Genomic DNA, 15647 nt, shown 5'->3' on the forward strand with positions numbered 1-15647 from the left:
ATTCGTGTTCTCGCGATGACCCTGCTGATGGAGGGGGCGGCCGATGGTGTCGGCCGCCCCCACACGATCAACCGATCGGGTCGACCTCAGGCTGGGTCGCCTTGACGCCGGAGGCACCGAGGTTGTTGTCGAAGATCTGCTGCCAGATGTCGCCGCCGTCGGTCAACTGGGTGTTGAAGTACTCGGCCAGAGCGTCATCGCCCTTGGCGAGGCCGATGCCGTAGCGCTCCTCGCTGAACGGCTCGCCGACGACCTTGAGCTTCTCCGGGTCCTGAGCCGCGTAGCCGATGAGGATCGCCTCGTCGGTGGTGACGGCATCCACCTGCCCGTTCTTGAGGTCCTCGACGCACTTCGAGTACGTGTCGTACTCCTTGGTCGGGACATCCGGGTAGTTGGTGTTGATGTTCTGGATCGGCGTCGAGCCGGTCACGGAGCAGACCGTGGTCGAGTCGTTCAGGTCGTCCACGCTCTCGATGTCGCTGTCGGCGCCGACGAGGAGGCCCTGGCCCGTCAGGAAGTAGGGCCCGGCGAAGGCGATCTGCTCCTTGCGCTTGTCGGTGATCGAGTAGGTGCCGACGTAGTAGTCGATGTCACCGTTCACGATCGCCTGCTCGCGGTTCGCCGAGGCGATCGCCGTGAACTCGATCGTCTCCGGGTCGACTCCGAGCGATGCCGCCATCCAGCGGGCGATGTCGACATCGAAGCCGGTGCGGTCGCCGGTGACCGGGTCGAGGTAGCCGAGACCCGGCTGGTCTTCCTTCACGCCGACCTTGATCGTGCCGGAGGACGAGATCCGATCGAACGTCGGGCTCCCGTCGATGCTGACATCCTCGAGGACCGTCCACGGCGTGCCGGAGGTCTCCTCCTCGCCGCCGTCTTCCGGGGCTCCCGAGCTCGACGGCGTGCCGCTGTTGCAGGCCGTGAGCGCGAGCAGTGCCACCGCTGCGATTCCGATGCCTGCCAGTGTCCGTGTGCGTCGCATGTGCGTCTCCTTCGTGTGCTGTGTGTGCAGGGTCTGTGTGATCGGGCGTCAGTGCGTGAGGAGCTTCGAGAGGAAGTCCTTGGCACGGTCGCTCTTCGGGTGCGTGAAGAACTCCTCAGGAGTCGCCTCCTCCACGATCCGCCCGTCGGCCATGAAGACCACGCGGTCGGCCGCCTTCCGGGCGAAGCCCATCTCGTGCGTGACGACGATCATGGTCATGCCCTCGTGGGCAAGCTCGACCATCACGTCGAGGACCTCGTTGATCATCTCGGGGTCGAGCGCACTCGTCGGCTCGTCGAACAGCATCACCTTGGGCTGCATCGCGAGAGCTCGGGCGATAGCCACACGCTGCTGCTGGCCACCGGAGAGCTGCGCCGGGAGCTTGGATGCCTGCTGCGCGACGCCGACGCGCTCGAGCAGGATCATCGCCTCCTTCTCGGCATCCGCCTTCTTGAGGCCGCGGACCTTCATCGGCCCCAGGGTCACGTTCTCGAGGATCGTGAGGTGGGCGAACAGGTTGAAGGACTGGAACACCATGCCGACGTCCGCACGGAGGTGGGCGAGGCCCTTGCCCTCAGCGGGGAGCTCTTTGCCGTCGATCCGGATCGTGCCGCTGGTGATCGTCTCGAGCCGGTTGATCGTGCGACACAGGGTCGACTTGCCGGAGCCGGACGGGCCGATCACGACGACGACCTCGCCCGAGTTGACCGTGAGGTCGATGTCGGCGAGAGCTTGGAAATCTCCGTAGTGCTTCTGGACGTTCTCGACCACGACGAGGGGTGTATCAGAGGTCATCATTTCTCCAAACTAGCCACGTCGGACGCGGGTCTCCAGGCGCCTCGGTGAGATTTACACGTTCGTAATCACCTGATCGCGGTACCAATGCTGCTTTGCATGGGTACCCCACGGCCCGCCCCCACGGGCCGCGGGATCGTCCTGCGGCCTCACCCTCAGCGACAGCTGAGCTGCAGGATCCGATCGCGCGCGATCGACATCACACTGGCAGAGCCTCCGGCCCGGTGTCAGACTTCTTGAGGATTTCTTGAGCAGTCAACCGCGCAGGTCCCGGTAGTACTCGACCGCGCCCGGATGCAGCGGGACAGGGCCGGTGAAGATCGCCGATCGACGATCCAGCAGCGCGGCGGTCGGAACCTCCCCTGCGATCCGCAGGCGGGCATCGAACAGTCCGGTCAAGATGTCGCGCGCCACCCCGTCCGGGGTCGAGGAACTCGTGACGAGATAGTTCGGGACGGCCATGGTCGGCGCCGAGGCAGCGATGCCGTAGGTGCCGGCGGGCACATCGGCGGGTCGATAGGCATCCGAGTACCGGTCGTTCACCTCGTTCACCCAGTCCTGCTCGATCGGGAGCAGGCGCACGGATGTCGTCTGCGAGAGCGCCGCGATTCCCGGTGTCGGCAGCCCGCCCACCCAGAAGAAGCCGTCGATCTCGCCGCGCTCCATCGCCGCGATCGACTCGCCGAGGTCGAGCTGGGGATCACGGAGAGACCCGATGCCGACACCGGCGGCGTCGAGCACGCGAGCCGCGATCACGTTCACGCCGGAGTTCTCGGCACCGAGGGAGACCGTCCGCCCCGCGAGATCGGGGAGGCTCATCACATCGGAGTCGCCACGCACCACGACCTGCACGTACTCGTCGTAGAGACGCGCCAGAGCGCGTACCGGAAGGGGCTCGTCGAAGGCACCGGTTCCCGCCACCGCATCGGCTGCCGCATCGCCCTGCGCGAAGCCGATCAGCGCCTCGCCGGAGTCCACACGCAGCAGGTTGTCCACGGACCCGGCTGTCTCCTGCCCCACGATCCTGATGTCCAGTCCGGCAGCGAGCTCGTCGGCGAGATGGGTGCCGTAGTCGTAATAGACGCCCGTGGAGCCGCCGGCCGCGATCGCGTATTCGGCGTCGGTCCACTCGCTCGCGCGCTGGCTGCAGGCGACGAGCGCCCCGACCATGATGACCGAGAGGATTCCGGCGATCACCCGCCGCGCCACGGCCGTCATGGAGTCGTCCTGTCGGGGAGCAGCAGCACAACCTCGAGCCCGCCGCCGTCGGCCGCTGCCACCGCCACCTCGCCACCGACCGTCGCCAGCAGGTCGCTCGCGATCGCGAGCCCGAGCCCGGAGCCCGGCGTGTCCGCGCTCTCGGCGCTCCGCCAGAACCTGTCGGTCGCCGCCGCCGCCTGCTCGGCACTCAGCCCCGGACCCTGATCGCGGACCGTGATCCGGCAGACGTCGCCCTCGCGATGCGCGCCGATGCCGATCCACGCGCCGTCCGGCGAGAACTTCACGGCATTGTCGATCACGGCGTCCAGCGCGCTCTCCACGACCGTGCGGTCGGTCACGCTCATCACCGACGGCTCCCCCGTCGAACGCAAGGCGATCCCCCGCTGCCCGGCTACATCGCGCCAGGCGTCGAGACGGCGAGCAGACAGCGTCGCGAGGTCGACGGCGGAGATCGTGGTGTCCGCGCGCCCGCCTCGGGCGAGGCCGAGCAGCGTCTCGAGGATCCGCGTCATCCGGCGCCCCTCCTCCCTCGTCTCCTCCACATCGTCACGCCATTCCCGCCCGAGCCCGGTCGCGAGGTGCTCCACGCGCAGGAGCAGCGCGTTGAGCGGATTGCGCAACTCGTGCGACGCGTTGAGCGCGAACTCCTGCTGCCGCGTCATGACGCGCTCGATCTGGTCGGCCATGCCGTTGAAGACCTGGGCCATGCGACGGAGCTCCGGTGGTCCCGCATCCTCGGGGACACGCGCGTCCATCTCCCCCCGCTCGATGGCCACCATCGCCTCGTCCAGCCGCCTCACCGGCGACAGCACCCATCGGGCGAGCCGAAAGACGAGCAGCACGCCCAGCGCGATCAGCACGAGAGCGATGGCCGAGATGACCAGAAGCTGCTGCGCGATCGCGGCCCGCGGGGCATCGACGTCTCCGGCGACCAGCACGGCCCCGATCACGTCGCCGTCGTCGAAGACCGGCTCCGCCAGCGCGGCATCCGCCACCGTCCAGGGGGACACAGCCGCCGGTTGCTCGGCGCGTCGTCCGGAGAGTGCCAGCCGCACCCGCTCCGCGTCCTCCTCCGCGAGCACGGCCGAGCCGTGCTCCCCCGCCGCCCAGGGCGCACCACCGAGATCGAACACCGTCACCTCGATGCCATACACCTCCTCGAAGCGGTCGACCTCGGCGTCGATCACCGCCGAGCTGCCGGAACGCAGCGACTGACGCGCGCTCGTGACGAAGTAGCCGAGGTCACCGAGCTGTTGGGCATAGAAGGACTGCTGCACGCTCTGTGCCGCACTCCATCCGGCCGCACCGCCGAGGGCGACGAGGATGACCACGAGCGGCACGAGGAAGACGATGACCAGACGCCGACGCATGACTCAGGACCCCACGAGGCGGTAGCCGACTCCGCGCACGGTCTCGATCACACCACGGGATCGGGTCTTCTTCCTGATCGCCCCGACGTGCACCTCGAGGGAATGCCCGAAGCCCCGCCAGTCCGTGTTCCACACCTCGCGGATGAGACGCTCCTTGGGAACCGCCACCCCGGGATAGCGCGCGAGCACCGCGATGATGTCGAACTCCTTGCGGGTGAGCTCGATCGGCACACCGTCGACCAGCACCTGCCTCCCGACGAGGTCGATCTCCAGTGAGCCCCCGAGGAGCCGTACCCGCGCGTCGGACTCCGGTCGCATCGGCCGTGAGCGCCGGGTCACAGCCTCGATCCTGGCCAGAAGCTCATGCACGTCGTAGGGCTTGACCACGAAGTCGTCGGCGCCGGCGCGCAATCCCTTGATGCGCTCGGCGACCTGGTTGCGCGCGGTCACGATCATGATCGGAACCTCGGAGCGTCCACGGATACGACGGCACAGGTCGACGCCGTCCACGTCGGGGAGCCCCAGGTCGAGGAGCACGACCTCGGTGTCGGCGCCGAGGAGATCCAGCGCCGAGGCCCCATCGCAGGCGCGCACCGTCGCATAGCCCGACCGCGCGAGGAACGCTTCGAGCGCCGCAGCGACACGGTCGTCGTCTTCGACGATCAGAATCCTCATCGACCCTGCTACCCGCTTCCTTCGTCGGCCGGATGTCAGCCGACAGACGTCGCCCGCTGCGCGAAGGCGCTCTCGTACAGGCACACGCTGGCAGCGGTCGCCAAGTTGAGGGACTCGGCCTTGCCGAAGATCGGCAGCCGCAGCACCTGGTCGGCCAGGGCGAGAGCATCGTCTTCCAGACCACGGGCCTCGTTGCCGAAGAGCCATCCCGTCGGCTCGGCGAGCACGCCCTCCGCCCGGGCCTCCAGCAGGTCGTCGCCCTTCACGTCGGCCGCCAGGATGCGCAGACCCGCGGCATGCGCGCGCTTCACGACGTCGGCGAGGTCTCCCCCGACCGAAACCGGGAGGTGGAACAGCGAGCCGGTCGTGGCACGCACGACCTTCGGGTTGTAGGGGTCGACGGTACGACCGGTCAGCACGACGGCATCCGCGCCCGCCGCATCGGCCGCCCGGATGATCGTGCCGAGGTTCCCGGGATCGCGCACCTCTTCGCAGATGGCCACGAGACGCGGCGAGGCATCGAAGATGTCGCGCACCGAGGTCGGGGTCTGCTGGACGACGGCGACGAGGCCCTGCGGAGTGACGGTGTCGGCCATCGCGTTCAGCACGTACTCGGTGACGTACTCGACATCGATGTCGGCGTCGGCGGCCTTCGCGCGGATGTCCGGATGCTTCTCCCACCCGCTCGGCGTCGCGAACAGTTCGACGATCGCCTCCGGACGGTACGTGAGCGCCTCACGCACCGACTGCGGACCTTCCAGCAGGAACAGGCCCGTCTCGGTTCGCGCACTGCGCTTGGTCAGCTTCGCGACGGCACGGACTCGGGGCGAACGGGGGTTCTCCAGCACGTTCACAGTCTAGGGTCACTGCGGACGCCGGATACGCGAAACGGGCGCCTCCCCGAAGGGAGGCGCCCGTTTGAAGCGAGATGCTTACGCAGCCGACTTCGGTGCGTTGACGTCGGAGGGCAGAGCCTTCTTCGCCGTCTCGACCAGCGTCGTGAACGTGGCAGCGTCGTTGACCGCGAGGTCGGCGAGCATGCGACGGTCGACGGTGACACCCGCGAGGCCGAGGCCCTGGATGAAGCGGTTGTACGTGATGCCGTTCTGGCGAGCCGCAGCGTTGATGCGCTGGATCCAGAGGCGACGGAAGTCACCCTTGCGCTTGCGACGGTCACGGTACGAGTAGACCAGCGAGTGGATGACCTGCTCTTTGGCCTTGCGGTAGAGGCGCGAACGCTGACCGCGGTAACCCTTTGCGCGCTCGAGGATGACCCGGCGCTTCTTGTGGGCGTTTACTGCCCGCTTGACTCTTGCCATTTTCCTGTGTTCCTATTCGTGCGTTCGGGCGCGCGTCAGCGGCCGAGAAGCTTCTTCGCGACCTTGGTGTCAGCCTTCGAGAGCACCTGGTCCTGGTTCAGACGACGGGTGCGACGGCTCGACTTGTGCTCGAGGTTGTGGCGCATCCCGGCCTGCTGCTTCTTCAGCTTGCCGCTGCCGGTGATCTTGAAGCGCTTCTTAGCACCCGAGTGGGTCTTCTGCTTCGGCATCTTCTCTTCCTTCGTATGGCGCCTTCTCAGGCGACGGTGTCAACCCGCGGTGCGGGAGTTCTGGGGGCGGATCTACTCCGCTGCAGCTTCCGCCGGTGCGTCGGTATCGCTCTTGGCGTCGCGGGCGGCCTGCTTGTTCGCTGCGCGCTGCGCGTCGCGAACCGCGTTCTGCTCCTGCTTCGCTTCGGACTTGCTCTTCAGCGGAGCCACGATCATGACCATGTTGCGACCGTCGATGGTCGGGTTCGACTCGACCGTTCCGAGCTCGGCCACGTCTTCGGCGAACTTGCGCAGCAGACGAACGCCCTGCTCGGGACGCGACTGCTCGCGACCGCGGAACAGGATCATGGCCTTGACCTTGTCGCCGGCCTTGAGGAAGCCCTCGGCACGCTTGAGCTTGGTCGTGTAGTCATGAGCCTCGATCTTCAGACGGAAGCGGACTTCCTTGAGGATCGTGTTCGCCTGGTTGCGGCGAGCTTCCTTGTCCTTCTGGGCGGCCTCGTACTTGAACTTGCCGTAGTCCATGATCTTGACGACGGGCGGCTTCGAGTTGGGGGCGACCTCGACGAGGTCGAGATCGGCTTCCTGCGCGAGGCGCAGCGCTGCCTCGATGCGGACGACGCCGATCTGCTCACCCGCGGGGCCGACGAGGCGGACCTCGGGGACGCGGATGCGCTCATTGGTACGGGGATCGCTGATGCGGAACTCCTTAGACGATGTGATTCGGCCACCGCGACGCTGTCTGCATCACGGGCGAAATCGGAATCGTCCCACCCACCGGCAGTCAGACGCCGGCTCCGCACCCTACCTGCCGGGTCCGTCTTGCGGACGGGGCCGGTGGAGTGCAAGACCCGGTAGCCTGGAACGGCAAGCGCGGGTGGGAAGTGAATCCTCTTTCGATCCGGAGCATAACGCTCCGGAGCCCGCCAAAGTCTAACAGAAAGCAAGGCGAAGTGACGAACCAGGCACCGGACGAGGCCGCACGCGAGCGCGAAGAGCGCTGGGCACGTCAGGAGGAGGCCGCGTCGTCGGCCACTCGAGACATCGCCGACGTACCCGCGGTCGAGGTGATCACCACGGCGGCCGTGCACCTCATGAGCGCCGGCGCCGTCAAGCTCGGCCTCGCCGACGACCCCGACGCGGCGGCACAGCTCGACCTCGACGAGGCGCGCAAGCTCATCAACGCCCTCGCCGGGCTCATCACAGCCGGCGCCCCCGAGATCAGCGACATGCACGCGCGCTCGCTCCGCGACGGACTCCGCTCCCTGCAGCTCGCCTTCCGCGAGGCCTCCTCGATCCCCGACCCCATCGGCAAGGGCCCGGGCGAGAAGTGGACGGGCCCCGTCAATTAGTTCAGGGTTCGACGACGATCGGATCCGCGGTGGAGGGGCCCCCGCACGGCTCATTCGAGTGCGTCCACGAGATCGACTCCTCGGACTCGTGGATGAGCGTGTTCTGAGCGTCGAACAGGCGGATCTCGACGACGTCGGGCGTCGACATGTCGAACGACAGCGCCCACGTCCCGTCGTCCTGAGGCGTCGCCATGAACAGGTTTGTCGATGAGGTCGGCTCGGTACCCGGCGCCGGCGAGCACTCCCCGTCGACGCAGAACTGGACTCCCGCTGCGCCCGGGACTGCACTCGCATCGAGGGTTGCCCCGTTGAACCAGCCGATGGCTGGGCAGGCCAGGGCACAGCCTGAGCCGCCCGTGACCGCACCCCCGAGAAGAGCGACGACCGCGATGGTGCGCAGGAGACGTCGGGACATGCCCCCGATCGTAGCGAAGCGTGATCAGATGCTGCGGCGGAGCTTGACCGTGAGGGAGTCCGCGAGCACAGCGATGCGGTCGTCCGACGCCCAGCGCTGAGCCAGACGCGAGAGCACGGCATCGAGCACCTCGCGTTCCAGGCCGTCGACCAGTTCCAGGACGACGATCAGCTCGGGGCCACGCAGACGCGCGTCGGGGTCACCGGGCGCCACCGCCACGTCGATCACGGCCAGCTCGTGCGCCACGCTCTCCTGGAGCGCGGTGTAGACCTCGGTGGAGAGGAAGCTCGGCTCCCAGGCATGCTCCTGAGCGATGGCCCACACGGCCGGTCGCCGGATGACGAACTCCGTGTCGGAGGTCGGGTCGAGCACGATCAGGTCGGTGTCATCGGCCGACGCCGCCAGCGCGGCCCGGAGGGCCTCCACGGGGATCGGGCGCGCCGCGGGATCCCACTTCTGCATCGCCTCGACCGAGGAGAACACCGGCTGCACCCGCCGTCCGTCGGGCGCCGCGACCGTGACGATCGACAGCTCCTGCGTCTTGTCGACGGCGAGACCGTTCGGGGCGAGGCCCTCTTCGCCCTTCTCGGCGATCAGGGGGACCAGCACGCGAGCGGAGCGGAAGGCGTCGACGACCTCGACCTGACTGCCCTCACCCGCGCGGAAACGCAGGAGTGCGGCCAGCAGCGCGGGGTCGGCCGAACCGTCGTCCCCGGCGTGCGGATTCGACTCGAAGCTGCGCCCCTCCCAGGGGACTCCGGCCGAGTCGCCGTGGTTGTGCGGCTCCGGCCCGCAGGCGTGCGCGTCAGTCTCCTGCGACATCCAGTGCCTCAGCCAGCGTGAATGCACCGGCGTACAGGGCCTTGCCGACGATCGCGCCCTCGACACCCAGCGGCACGAGCTCACGGAGCGCGGCGATGTCGTCGAGGTTGGAGATCCCCCCGGATGCGACGACCGGCTTCGGCGTGCGCGAGGTCACCTCGCGAAGGAGTTCGAGGTTCGGGCCGCGGAGCGTGCCGTCCTTGGTCACGTCGGTGACGACGTAGCGGCTGCAGCCGGCGTCTTCCAGGCGGTCCAGGACCTCCCAGAGGTCGCCGCCCTCCTTTGTCCATCCGCGTGCGGCGAGCGTGGTGCCGCGCACGTCGAGGCCCACAGCGATCGCCTCGCCGTATCGACCGATCACGTCGGCGGCCCACTCGGGGTTCTCCAGTGCGGCCGTGCCGAGGTTGATCCGAGTGGCGCCGCTCTCGAGGGCGGCCTCGAGGGTCGCGTCGTCACGGATGCCACCGGAGAGCTCAATGTTGACGCCCTTGAACTGCTTGATGACCTTGCGCAGGATCGGCGCGTTGCTCCCGCGACCGAACGCGGCGTCGAGGTCGACGAGGTGGATCCACTTCGCACCCTGTGCGGCCCACTCCCCTGCGGCGTCGAGCGGGTCGCCGTAGCTCGTCTCGGTTCCGGCCTCGCCCTGGGTGAGGCGGACGGCCTTGCCCCCGGCGACATCGACCGCGGGAAGGAGCGTGAGCGAGGGAGACTGCGCGAAGTCGTTCATGGGGTCCTTGGCTAGGGAAGGTCTGCAGCCCGGAACGGGCACGAGAACCGAGGGTAGTCCGCCGGACGGCGGGTGACAAAACGGATGACGTCCGCCGCGGCCGTCAGAGGCTCCCGACCCAGTTGCGCAGCAGCTGGATGCCCGCTTCACCCGACTTCTCGGGGTGGAACTGGGTCGCCGAGAGCGGACCGTTCTCGACGGCGGCGAGGAAGGGGTCGCCGTAGGTCGTCCAGGTCAGCACAGGTTCGGGGAACGGCGGGATCACGTCGAGCTCCCAGGACTGGGCTGCGTAAGAGTGCACGAAGTAGAAGCGCTCGTGCTCCAGGCCACGGAAGAGCACGCTGTCGGCACCGGGCTCGACGGTGTTCCAGCCCATGTGCGGCAGCACGGGTGCGTTGAGCTCGGTGACCGCGCCGGGCCACTCGCCGAGGCCCGCGGTGTCGTGGCCCCGCTCGACGCCGTGCTCGAAGAGCACCTGCATGCCGACGCAGATGCCGAGCACCGGTCGTCCGCCGGCCAGACGACGGTCGATGATCTCGTCGCCGCCGTGCGCGTGGAGCGCGTCACGGACCGCCTGGAACGCGCCGACACCGGGAACCAGGAGACCGTCGGCCTCGAGCGCGACCTTGCGGTCGCGGGTCAGCACGGCATCCGCTCCGGCCGCAACCAATGCCTTGACGGCCGAATGGACGTTGCCCGACTCGTAGTCGAAGACGGCGACGCGGGGACTCTGGCTCACAGTGCGCCCTTGGTGGACGGGATGCCGTCGACGAGTGGGTCGAGTGCTTTGGCCTCGCGGAACGCGCGGGCGAACGCCTTGTACTCCGCCTCGGCGATGTGGTGCGGGTCGCGGCCTCCGAGCACGCGGACGTGGACCGTCAGCGCGGCGTTGAAGGTGATCGCCTCGAACGAGTGCCGCACCAGCGAACCGGTGAAGTGCCCGCCGATGAGGTGGTGCTCGAAACCGGCGGGCTCGCCGGTGTGCACGAGGTACGGACGTCCAGAGATGTCGACGACCGCCTGCGCGAGCGCCTCGTCGAGCGGCACGAGCGCGTCGCCGTAACGGGAGATGCCGGACTTGTCACCCAGCGCCTCGAGGATCGCCTGTCCGAGCACGATGGACACGTCTTCGACGGTGTGGTGCGCGTCGATCTCGGTGTCGCCCGAAGCGCGCACGGTCAGGTCGGTCAGCGAGTGCTTCGCGAAGGCGGTGAGCATGTGGTCGAAGAACGGGACCGAGGTGTCGATGCGGCTCGCTCCGGTGCCGTCGAGGTTCAGCTCGAGTTCGACGGTGGACTCCGACGTGCTGCGTACGCGGCTCGCGGTGCGCGGGGTCGGTGACGGGGTGCTCATGATGCCGATCATATCGAGGCCAGAGCATCGAGGAACGCGGTGGTCTCGGCCTCGGTGCCCGCGCTGACCCTGAGGTGACCGGGGATTCCGACGTCGCGCACCAGCACACCGCGATCGTAGAGCTGCTGCCAGGTCGCATGCGGATCGGCGACGCCGCCGAAGAGGACGAAGTTCGACCAGGATTCGTGCGGCGCATAGCCGAGAGCCTCGAGGGTCGCGGTGATGCGATCGCGCTGTTCGACGATCTCCTCGACCATGCCGAGCATCACATCGGAATTGCGCAGAGCGGCGACGGCCGCAGCCTGCGTGAGTGTGCTCAGGTGATAGGGCAGGCGTACCAGACGCAGCGCATCGATGAACGTCGGGTCGGCGGCAAGATATCCGACCCGCGCACCGGCGAAGGCGAAGGCCTTGCTCATCGTGCGGGAGACCGCCAGGCGCGGACGCCCCTCAAGCAGCGTCAGCGCGGAAGGCGCGTCGCGCGGTGCGAACTCCTGGTAAGCCTCGTCGACGATCACGATGCCTCGCGCCGCTTCGTAGACGGCCTCGACGACGTCCAGGCCGAGCGGGGTTCCGGTGGGGTTGTTCGGCGTGCACAGGATGATGACGTCGGGGTCGGCCGCGCGCACCTGCTCCGCCGCTTCCTCCGGTGTGATCGTGTAGTCGGGTTGCCTCGTCCCGGGAATCCAGCGCGCACCGGTGCCCTGCGCGATCAGCGGGTACATAGAGTAGGTCGGCGCGAAGCCGAACGCCGTGCGTCCGGGCCCCCCGAAAGCCTGCAGGATGTGCTGGAGCACCTCGTTCGAGCCGTTGCCCGCCCAGATCTGCTCCGGGGAGAGACCGTGCCCCAGGTACTCCGCGAACGACTCGCGAAGAGTGGTGAACTCTCGGTCGGGATAACGGTTCACATCGCGGATCGCGAGCGCGATGTCGTCGAGGATGTCACTCGCCACCGCGTCCGGGATGGGATGCGTGTTCTCGTTCACATTGAGAGCGATCGGGAGCGGCGCCTGCGGAGCACCGTACGGCGTCAGTCCGCGAAGATCGTCACGTAGCGGGAGATCGTTGAGGGAGAAGGTCACCCTTCCCATGTTAAGCGGACCCCCGCGTCGATGACGCAAAGTTGCCGCAGCCTCGCCGCGACGGGATCAGTCCACGTACTGGGCCGGGATCGCGAGCGTCTGGCCGATCTGCAGCTCTCCGCCACGCAGCAGGTTCATCCGACTGATCTCGCCGATGACGTCACGCGGGTCGGCACCGGGGGCGACGCCGGTGGCGATCGACCAGAGAGTGTCGCCGGGCATGACGGTCACGGTCTCGACACTGACAGCTGCTGTGTCTGCGCCCGAGGCGATCGCACTACCACCGCTGAGCGCGGCGAACGCGATGCCGATCGCGAGCGGCACCGACGCGACCGCCAGCAGCACGGCGCGGCCACGCGTCGTCAGCCGGAGTCGCGTCGAAGGACGGGTCGACGCCGGAATGACTGTTGCGGTGCTGAAGCCGATGCTGCTCATGTGGTGCTCCTTAGCCTGTCCCGGAGCGGTGAGGCTGCCGGGGAAGTTGGCGTAGCGTTCGCATTCCCGCCTCGGCCGGGAGCCGTGAATGCGAAGCTACGTACCGAAGATATCTTCGAGTTCGAACATCTGTCAAGTTGTCTTCGAAACCGGATGCACGATTCTGCCGACACGCTCGAACAGATCTTCCAGATCGGGCCGTTTCTCGGATACGGTTTCGATGAGAACACCACACCACGGGCCTCCGACATTCGAAGAGCGACGTCGGAACACCGCACTTAAGGAGCACCATGAGCGAGAACTCGGCCCCCGAGTCGGAGGCACCGCGGACGCGCCGCCGCAAGAGCCTGAGCCCCAAGCAGATGGCGATCCTCGAGGTCATCCAGAACTCCATCGCCCATCACGGCTACCCGCCGAGCATGCGCGAGATCGGAGACGCCGTCGGCCTGAAGTCCCTGTCGAGCGTGACCCACCAGCTCGGCCAGCTCGAGCTGAGCGGCTACCTGCGACGCGATCCGGGCAAGACTCGTGCCATGGAGGTCCTGATCGACCTCCCCGGCACAGGCGGCGAGAATCCGGCCGACGTGGCGACTCCGGTCGGCGACGCGGCGCTCGTGCCCCTGGTCGGTCGCATCGCCGCCGGCGTGCCGATCACCGCCGATCAGCAGGTGGAGGAGATCTTCCCTCTCCCCCGTCAGCTGGTCGGCAAGGGCGACCTCTTCATGCTGAAGGTCTCAGGCGAGTCGATGATCGACGCGGCGATCTGCGACGGCGACTGGGTCGTCGTCCGCTCGCAGAACGACGCGGAGAACGGCGAGATCGTGGCCGCGATGCTCGACGGTGAGGCCACGGTCAAGGTGCTCCGCCGTCGCGACGGCCACACGTGGCTCCTCCCCCGAAACTCCTCTTTCGAGCCCATCCTCGGCGATGAGTCCGTGGTGCTCGGCAAGGTCGTGGCGGTGCTGCGCGCCGTCTGACGTCAGCCATAGGCTCGATGCATGTCGTCGCCTCACGGTTCCTGGCCCTCTCCGTTCTCCGCAGCATCCGTCGCGGCAGCCTCCCCGAGAATCGACGGGGCGCGCTTCGTCGGTGCCGAGATCTGGTGGGGCGAGTCCGTGCCCGCCGAGAAGGGGCGGGTCACGGTGCGAAGCTCCTCGGGCGCCGAGATCCTCCCAGCGCCCTGGAGCGCTCGCTCCCGCGTACACGAGTACGGCGGCGGGGCATGGACCGCCGATTCCACGGGCATCCTGTACTTCGTCGATGCGGGCGATCAGCGCGTGCATCGGCTGGCTCCGGGGGCCGAGCCCGTTCCGCTGACACCGGCGGGTCCCGCGCACGGCGGTCTGCGCGTGCAGGGGCGCCGTCTGCTCGCCGTGCGCGAAGACCTGTCGACCGCACCGCATACCCGCGCGATCGTCGAGATCCCGATCGACGGCTCCGCCGCGGAAGACGCGTCCGGAATTCGCGTGATCGCCGAGGGCGACGGCTTCTTCGCCCACCCCGCACTCTCGCCGGATGGCAGCCGCGTCGCCTGGGTCGCCTGGCACCGCGGACGGATGCCGTGGGAGGCCGCCCACCTGCAGATCGCGAGGAGCGACGGCGGCGACGTGCACGAGATCCCTACTCGGGCGGCATTGCAGCCCGAGTGGCTCAGCGACTCGGAGCTGGTGTTCGCCGATGATCCGGACGACCGCTGGGGGCTCTACCGCCTCGAGCTCGACGGCGCCTCGCCGGTCGGCGCCCCGCGCGCGCTCGCCCCGGCCGACGCCGACACCGGCTACGGACTCTGGGTGCTCGGCAACCGCTGGTATCGGCCGCTCGCCGACGGACGCATCGTCGCGACCCGCACGAACGGGCGCGACGAGGTCGTCCTGATCTCACCGGACGGTGCCGCACGCCCGATCGATATCCCGGCCGACGGCCATGTGAGCATCGACGATGTGGACGGGTCTCGCGTGCTGCTCTCGGGCAACGGTTCGGGAGTGACCGCCGGACTGTGGTGCGTCGATGTCGACTCCGGCGAGACCGTCGCGGTGCGAGGAGGCGAGCCCGTGGATACCGGTTGGATGCCGCGCGCCCTGCCGATCGAGGTCGACGGTCGGCACGGCATCGTGCATGCCTTCGCCTACCCTCCGGCGAATCCCGACGCGACGGCACCCGCCGACGAGCTCCCCCCGTATGTGGTGCTGGTGCACGGCGGCCCGACCGCGCACGTCACCGGTGCGGCATCGGCAGTCAATGCCTTCTACACCAGCAGGGGAATCGGCGTGCTCGACGTCAACTACGGCGGCTCCACCGGCTACGGTCGCGCCTACCGCGAGCGTCTCGACGGCCAGTGGGGGGTCGTCGACGTCGACGACGTGATCGCCGCCGCGCAGGGCCTCGCGGATGCCGGGCTCGCCGATCCGTCCCGCATCGCCATCCGCGGTGGATCCGCAGGCGGGTGGACGGTGCTGTCCGCACTGGTGCGCGGTGGGACCTTCGCCGCGGGGATCAGCCGATACGGCGTGGCCGACCTGCGGATGCTGGTGGCCGAGACACACGACTTCGAGGCGTCGTACATCGACGGTCTCGTGGGGCCCCTCCCGGAGTACGAGCACGTGTACGTCGAGCGGTCACCACTCACCCATGCGGATCGCATCGGAGTCCCCGTGCTGCTGCTGCAGGGCGGAGAAGACCGTGTGGTCCCGCCGTCGCAGTCCGAGGCGATCAGAGACGCACTGGCCGCCCGGGGCGTCGACCACGAGTACGCGCTGTACCCCGCGGAGGGACACGGCTTCCGCAGTGCCGACACGATCATCGACGCGCTCGAACGCGAACTGACCTTCCTCGGCCGCGTGTTCGGGTTCGAGCCGACGCTGTGACG

At 68.3% G+C, this 15647-nt stretch carries 19 protein-coding genes; 3 read left to right on the forward strand and 16 right to left on the reverse strand.

The genetic code is table 11. The annotated features are described in order from the left end of the window. Positions 1–67: 67 nt before the first annotated feature. The 9 genes from J7E45_RS16450 to infC form a co-directional block, all read right to left on the reverse strand. Positions 68–982, reverse strand: a complete 915-nt coding sequence (locus tag J7E45_RS16450) for a glutamate ABC transporter substrate-binding protein (RefSeq protein ID WP_215070734.1) — start codon at positions 980–982, stop codon at positions 68–70. A 48-nt stretch (positions 983–1030) separates the two neighbouring features. Next, positions 1031–1780, reverse strand: coding sequence for an amino acid ABC transporter ATP-binding protein (locus J7E45_RS16455; protein WP_372466466.1), 750 nt, complete (start codon positions 1778–1780; stop codon positions 1031–1033). Between the two features lie 252 nt (positions 1781–2032). After that, entirely contained in the window at positions 2033–2995 is a 963-nt protein-coding gene (locus J7E45_RS16460) for a TAXI family TRAP transporter solute-binding subunit (protein WP_215070736.1), read from the reverse strand. Next, positions 2992–4368 carry a HAMP domain-containing sensor histidine kinase gene (locus tag J7E45_RS16465; protein WP_215070738.1) on the reverse strand — a complete coding sequence of 459 codons (1377 nt, stop codon included), beginning with the start codon at positions 4366–4368 and terminating at the stop codon, positions 2992–2994. Before J7E45_RS16465 ends, J7E45_RS16460 begins: the two co-directional genes overlap by 4 nt. A gap of 3 nt (positions 4369–4371) precedes the next feature. Further along, positions 4372–5043, reverse strand: a complete 672-nt coding sequence (locus tag J7E45_RS16470) for a response regulator transcription factor (RefSeq protein WP_167635009.1) — start codon at positions 5041–5043, stop codon at positions 4372–4374. Between the two features lie 35 nt (positions 5044–5078). Further along, positions 5079–5891 (reverse strand): RNA methyltransferase, encoded by an 813-nt coding sequence (locus J7E45_RS16475; protein ID WP_091030501.1) that lies wholly within the window; start codon positions 5889–5891, stop codon positions 5079–5081. A gap of 84 nt (positions 5892–5975) precedes the next feature. Continuing rightward, positions 5976–6362 carry a 50S ribosomal protein L20 gene (gene rplT / locus J7E45_RS16480; protein WP_029262486.1) on the reverse strand — a complete coding sequence of 129 codons (387 nt, stop codon included), beginning with the start codon at positions 6360–6362 and terminating at the stop codon, positions 5976–5978. 35 nt (positions 6363–6397) lie between these two features. After that, positions 6398–6592, reverse strand: a complete 195-nt coding sequence (rpmI, locus tag J7E45_RS16485; RefSeq protein WP_017828564.1) for a 50S ribosomal protein L35 — start codon at positions 6590–6592, stop codon at positions 6398–6400. A gap of 72 nt (positions 6593–6664) precedes the next feature. After that, the gene (gene infC, locus J7E45_RS16490) at positions 6665–7315 is read right to left on the reverse strand and encodes a translation initiation factor IF-3 (protein ID WP_091030399.1); all 651 of its coding nucleotides are present in this window, start codon (positions 7313–7315) and stop codon (positions 6665–6667) included. 230 nt (positions 7316–7545) lie between these two features. On the opposite strand from infC, the gene J7E45_RS16495 reads away from it, so the two are divergent. Continuing rightward, positions 7546–7944 (forward strand): DUF1844 domain-containing protein, encoded by a 399-nt coding sequence (locus J7E45_RS16495; RefSeq protein ID WP_091030396.1) that lies wholly within the window; start codon positions 7546–7548, stop codon positions 7942–7944. 1 nt (position 7945) lies between these two features. Here J7E45_RS16495 and J7E45_RS16500 read toward each other — a convergent pair whose 3' ends face one another. The 7 genes from J7E45_RS16500 to J7E45_RS16530 form a co-directional block, all read right to left on the reverse strand. After that, positions 7946–8359 (reverse strand): hypothetical protein, encoded by a 414-nt coding sequence (locus J7E45_RS16500; protein ID WP_167635010.1) that lies wholly within the window; start codon positions 8357–8359, stop codon positions 7946–7948. Positions 8360–8383: 24 nt separating this feature from the next. Further along, on the reverse strand, positions 8384–9181 hold the full coding sequence (locus J7E45_RS16505; RefSeq protein WP_215070740.1) for an SseB family protein: 798 nt from the start codon (positions 9179–9181) through the stop codon (positions 8384–8386). Further along, positions 9165–9911: a bifunctional 1-(5-phosphoribosyl)-5-((5-phosphoribosylamino)methylideneamino)imidazole-4-carboxamide isomerase/phosphoribosylanthranilate isomerase PriA gene (priA, locus tag J7E45_RS16510; protein WP_091030386.1), complete on the reverse strand. Its 747-nt coding sequence runs from the start codon at positions 9909–9911 to the stop codon at positions 9165–9167. Before priA ends, J7E45_RS16505 begins: the two co-directional genes overlap by 17 nt. 103 nt (positions 9912–10014) lie before the next feature. Next, complete coding sequence (hisH, locus tag J7E45_RS16515; RefSeq protein WP_215070742.1) at positions 10015–10650, reverse strand: imidazole glycerol phosphate synthase subunit HisH; 636 nt, start codon at positions 10648–10650, stop codon at positions 10015–10017. Beyond that, positions 10647–11264 (reverse strand): imidazoleglycerol-phosphate dehydratase HisB, encoded by a 618-nt coding sequence (gene hisB / locus J7E45_RS16520; RefSeq protein WP_215070744.1) that lies wholly within the window; start codon positions 11262–11264, stop codon positions 10647–10649. Before hisB ends, hisH begins: the two co-directional genes overlap by 4 nt. Positions 11265–11272: 8 nt before the next feature. Continuing rightward, positions 11273–12355, reverse strand: coding sequence for a histidinol-phosphate transaminase (locus tag J7E45_RS16525; protein ID WP_215070746.1), 1083 nt, complete (start codon positions 12353–12355; stop codon positions 11273–11275). A gap of 57 nt (positions 12356–12412) precedes the next feature. Continuing rightward, on the reverse strand, positions 12413–12781 hold the full coding sequence (locus tag J7E45_RS16530) for a LysM peptidoglycan-binding domain-containing protein (RefSeq protein ID WP_215070748.1): 369 nt from the start codon (positions 12779–12781) through the stop codon (positions 12413–12415). Positions 12782–13071: 290 nt separating this feature from the next. Here J7E45_RS16530 and lexA point away from each other — a divergent pair, with 290 nt between their 5' ends. Both lexA and J7E45_RS16540 read left to right on the forward strand, forming a co-directional pair. Continuing rightward, positions 13072–13758, forward strand: coding sequence for a transcriptional repressor LexA (gene lexA / locus J7E45_RS16535; RefSeq protein ID WP_215070751.1), 687 nt, complete (start codon positions 13072–13074; stop codon positions 13756–13758). A gap of 21 nt (positions 13759–13779) precedes the next feature. Then, positions 13780–15645 carry a prolyl oligopeptidase family serine peptidase gene (locus tag J7E45_RS16540; protein ID WP_215070755.1) on the forward strand — a complete coding sequence of 622 codons (1866 nt, stop codon included), beginning with the start codon at positions 13780–13782 and terminating at the stop codon, positions 15643–15645. Positions 15646–15647: the final 2 nt, after the last annotated feature.

It is taken from the genome of Microbacterium sp. ISL-59 (genome assembly GCF_018613945.1).
GTDB lineage: Bacteria > Actinomycetota > Actinomycetes > Actinomycetales > Microbacteriaceae > Microbacterium > Microbacterium oxydans_B.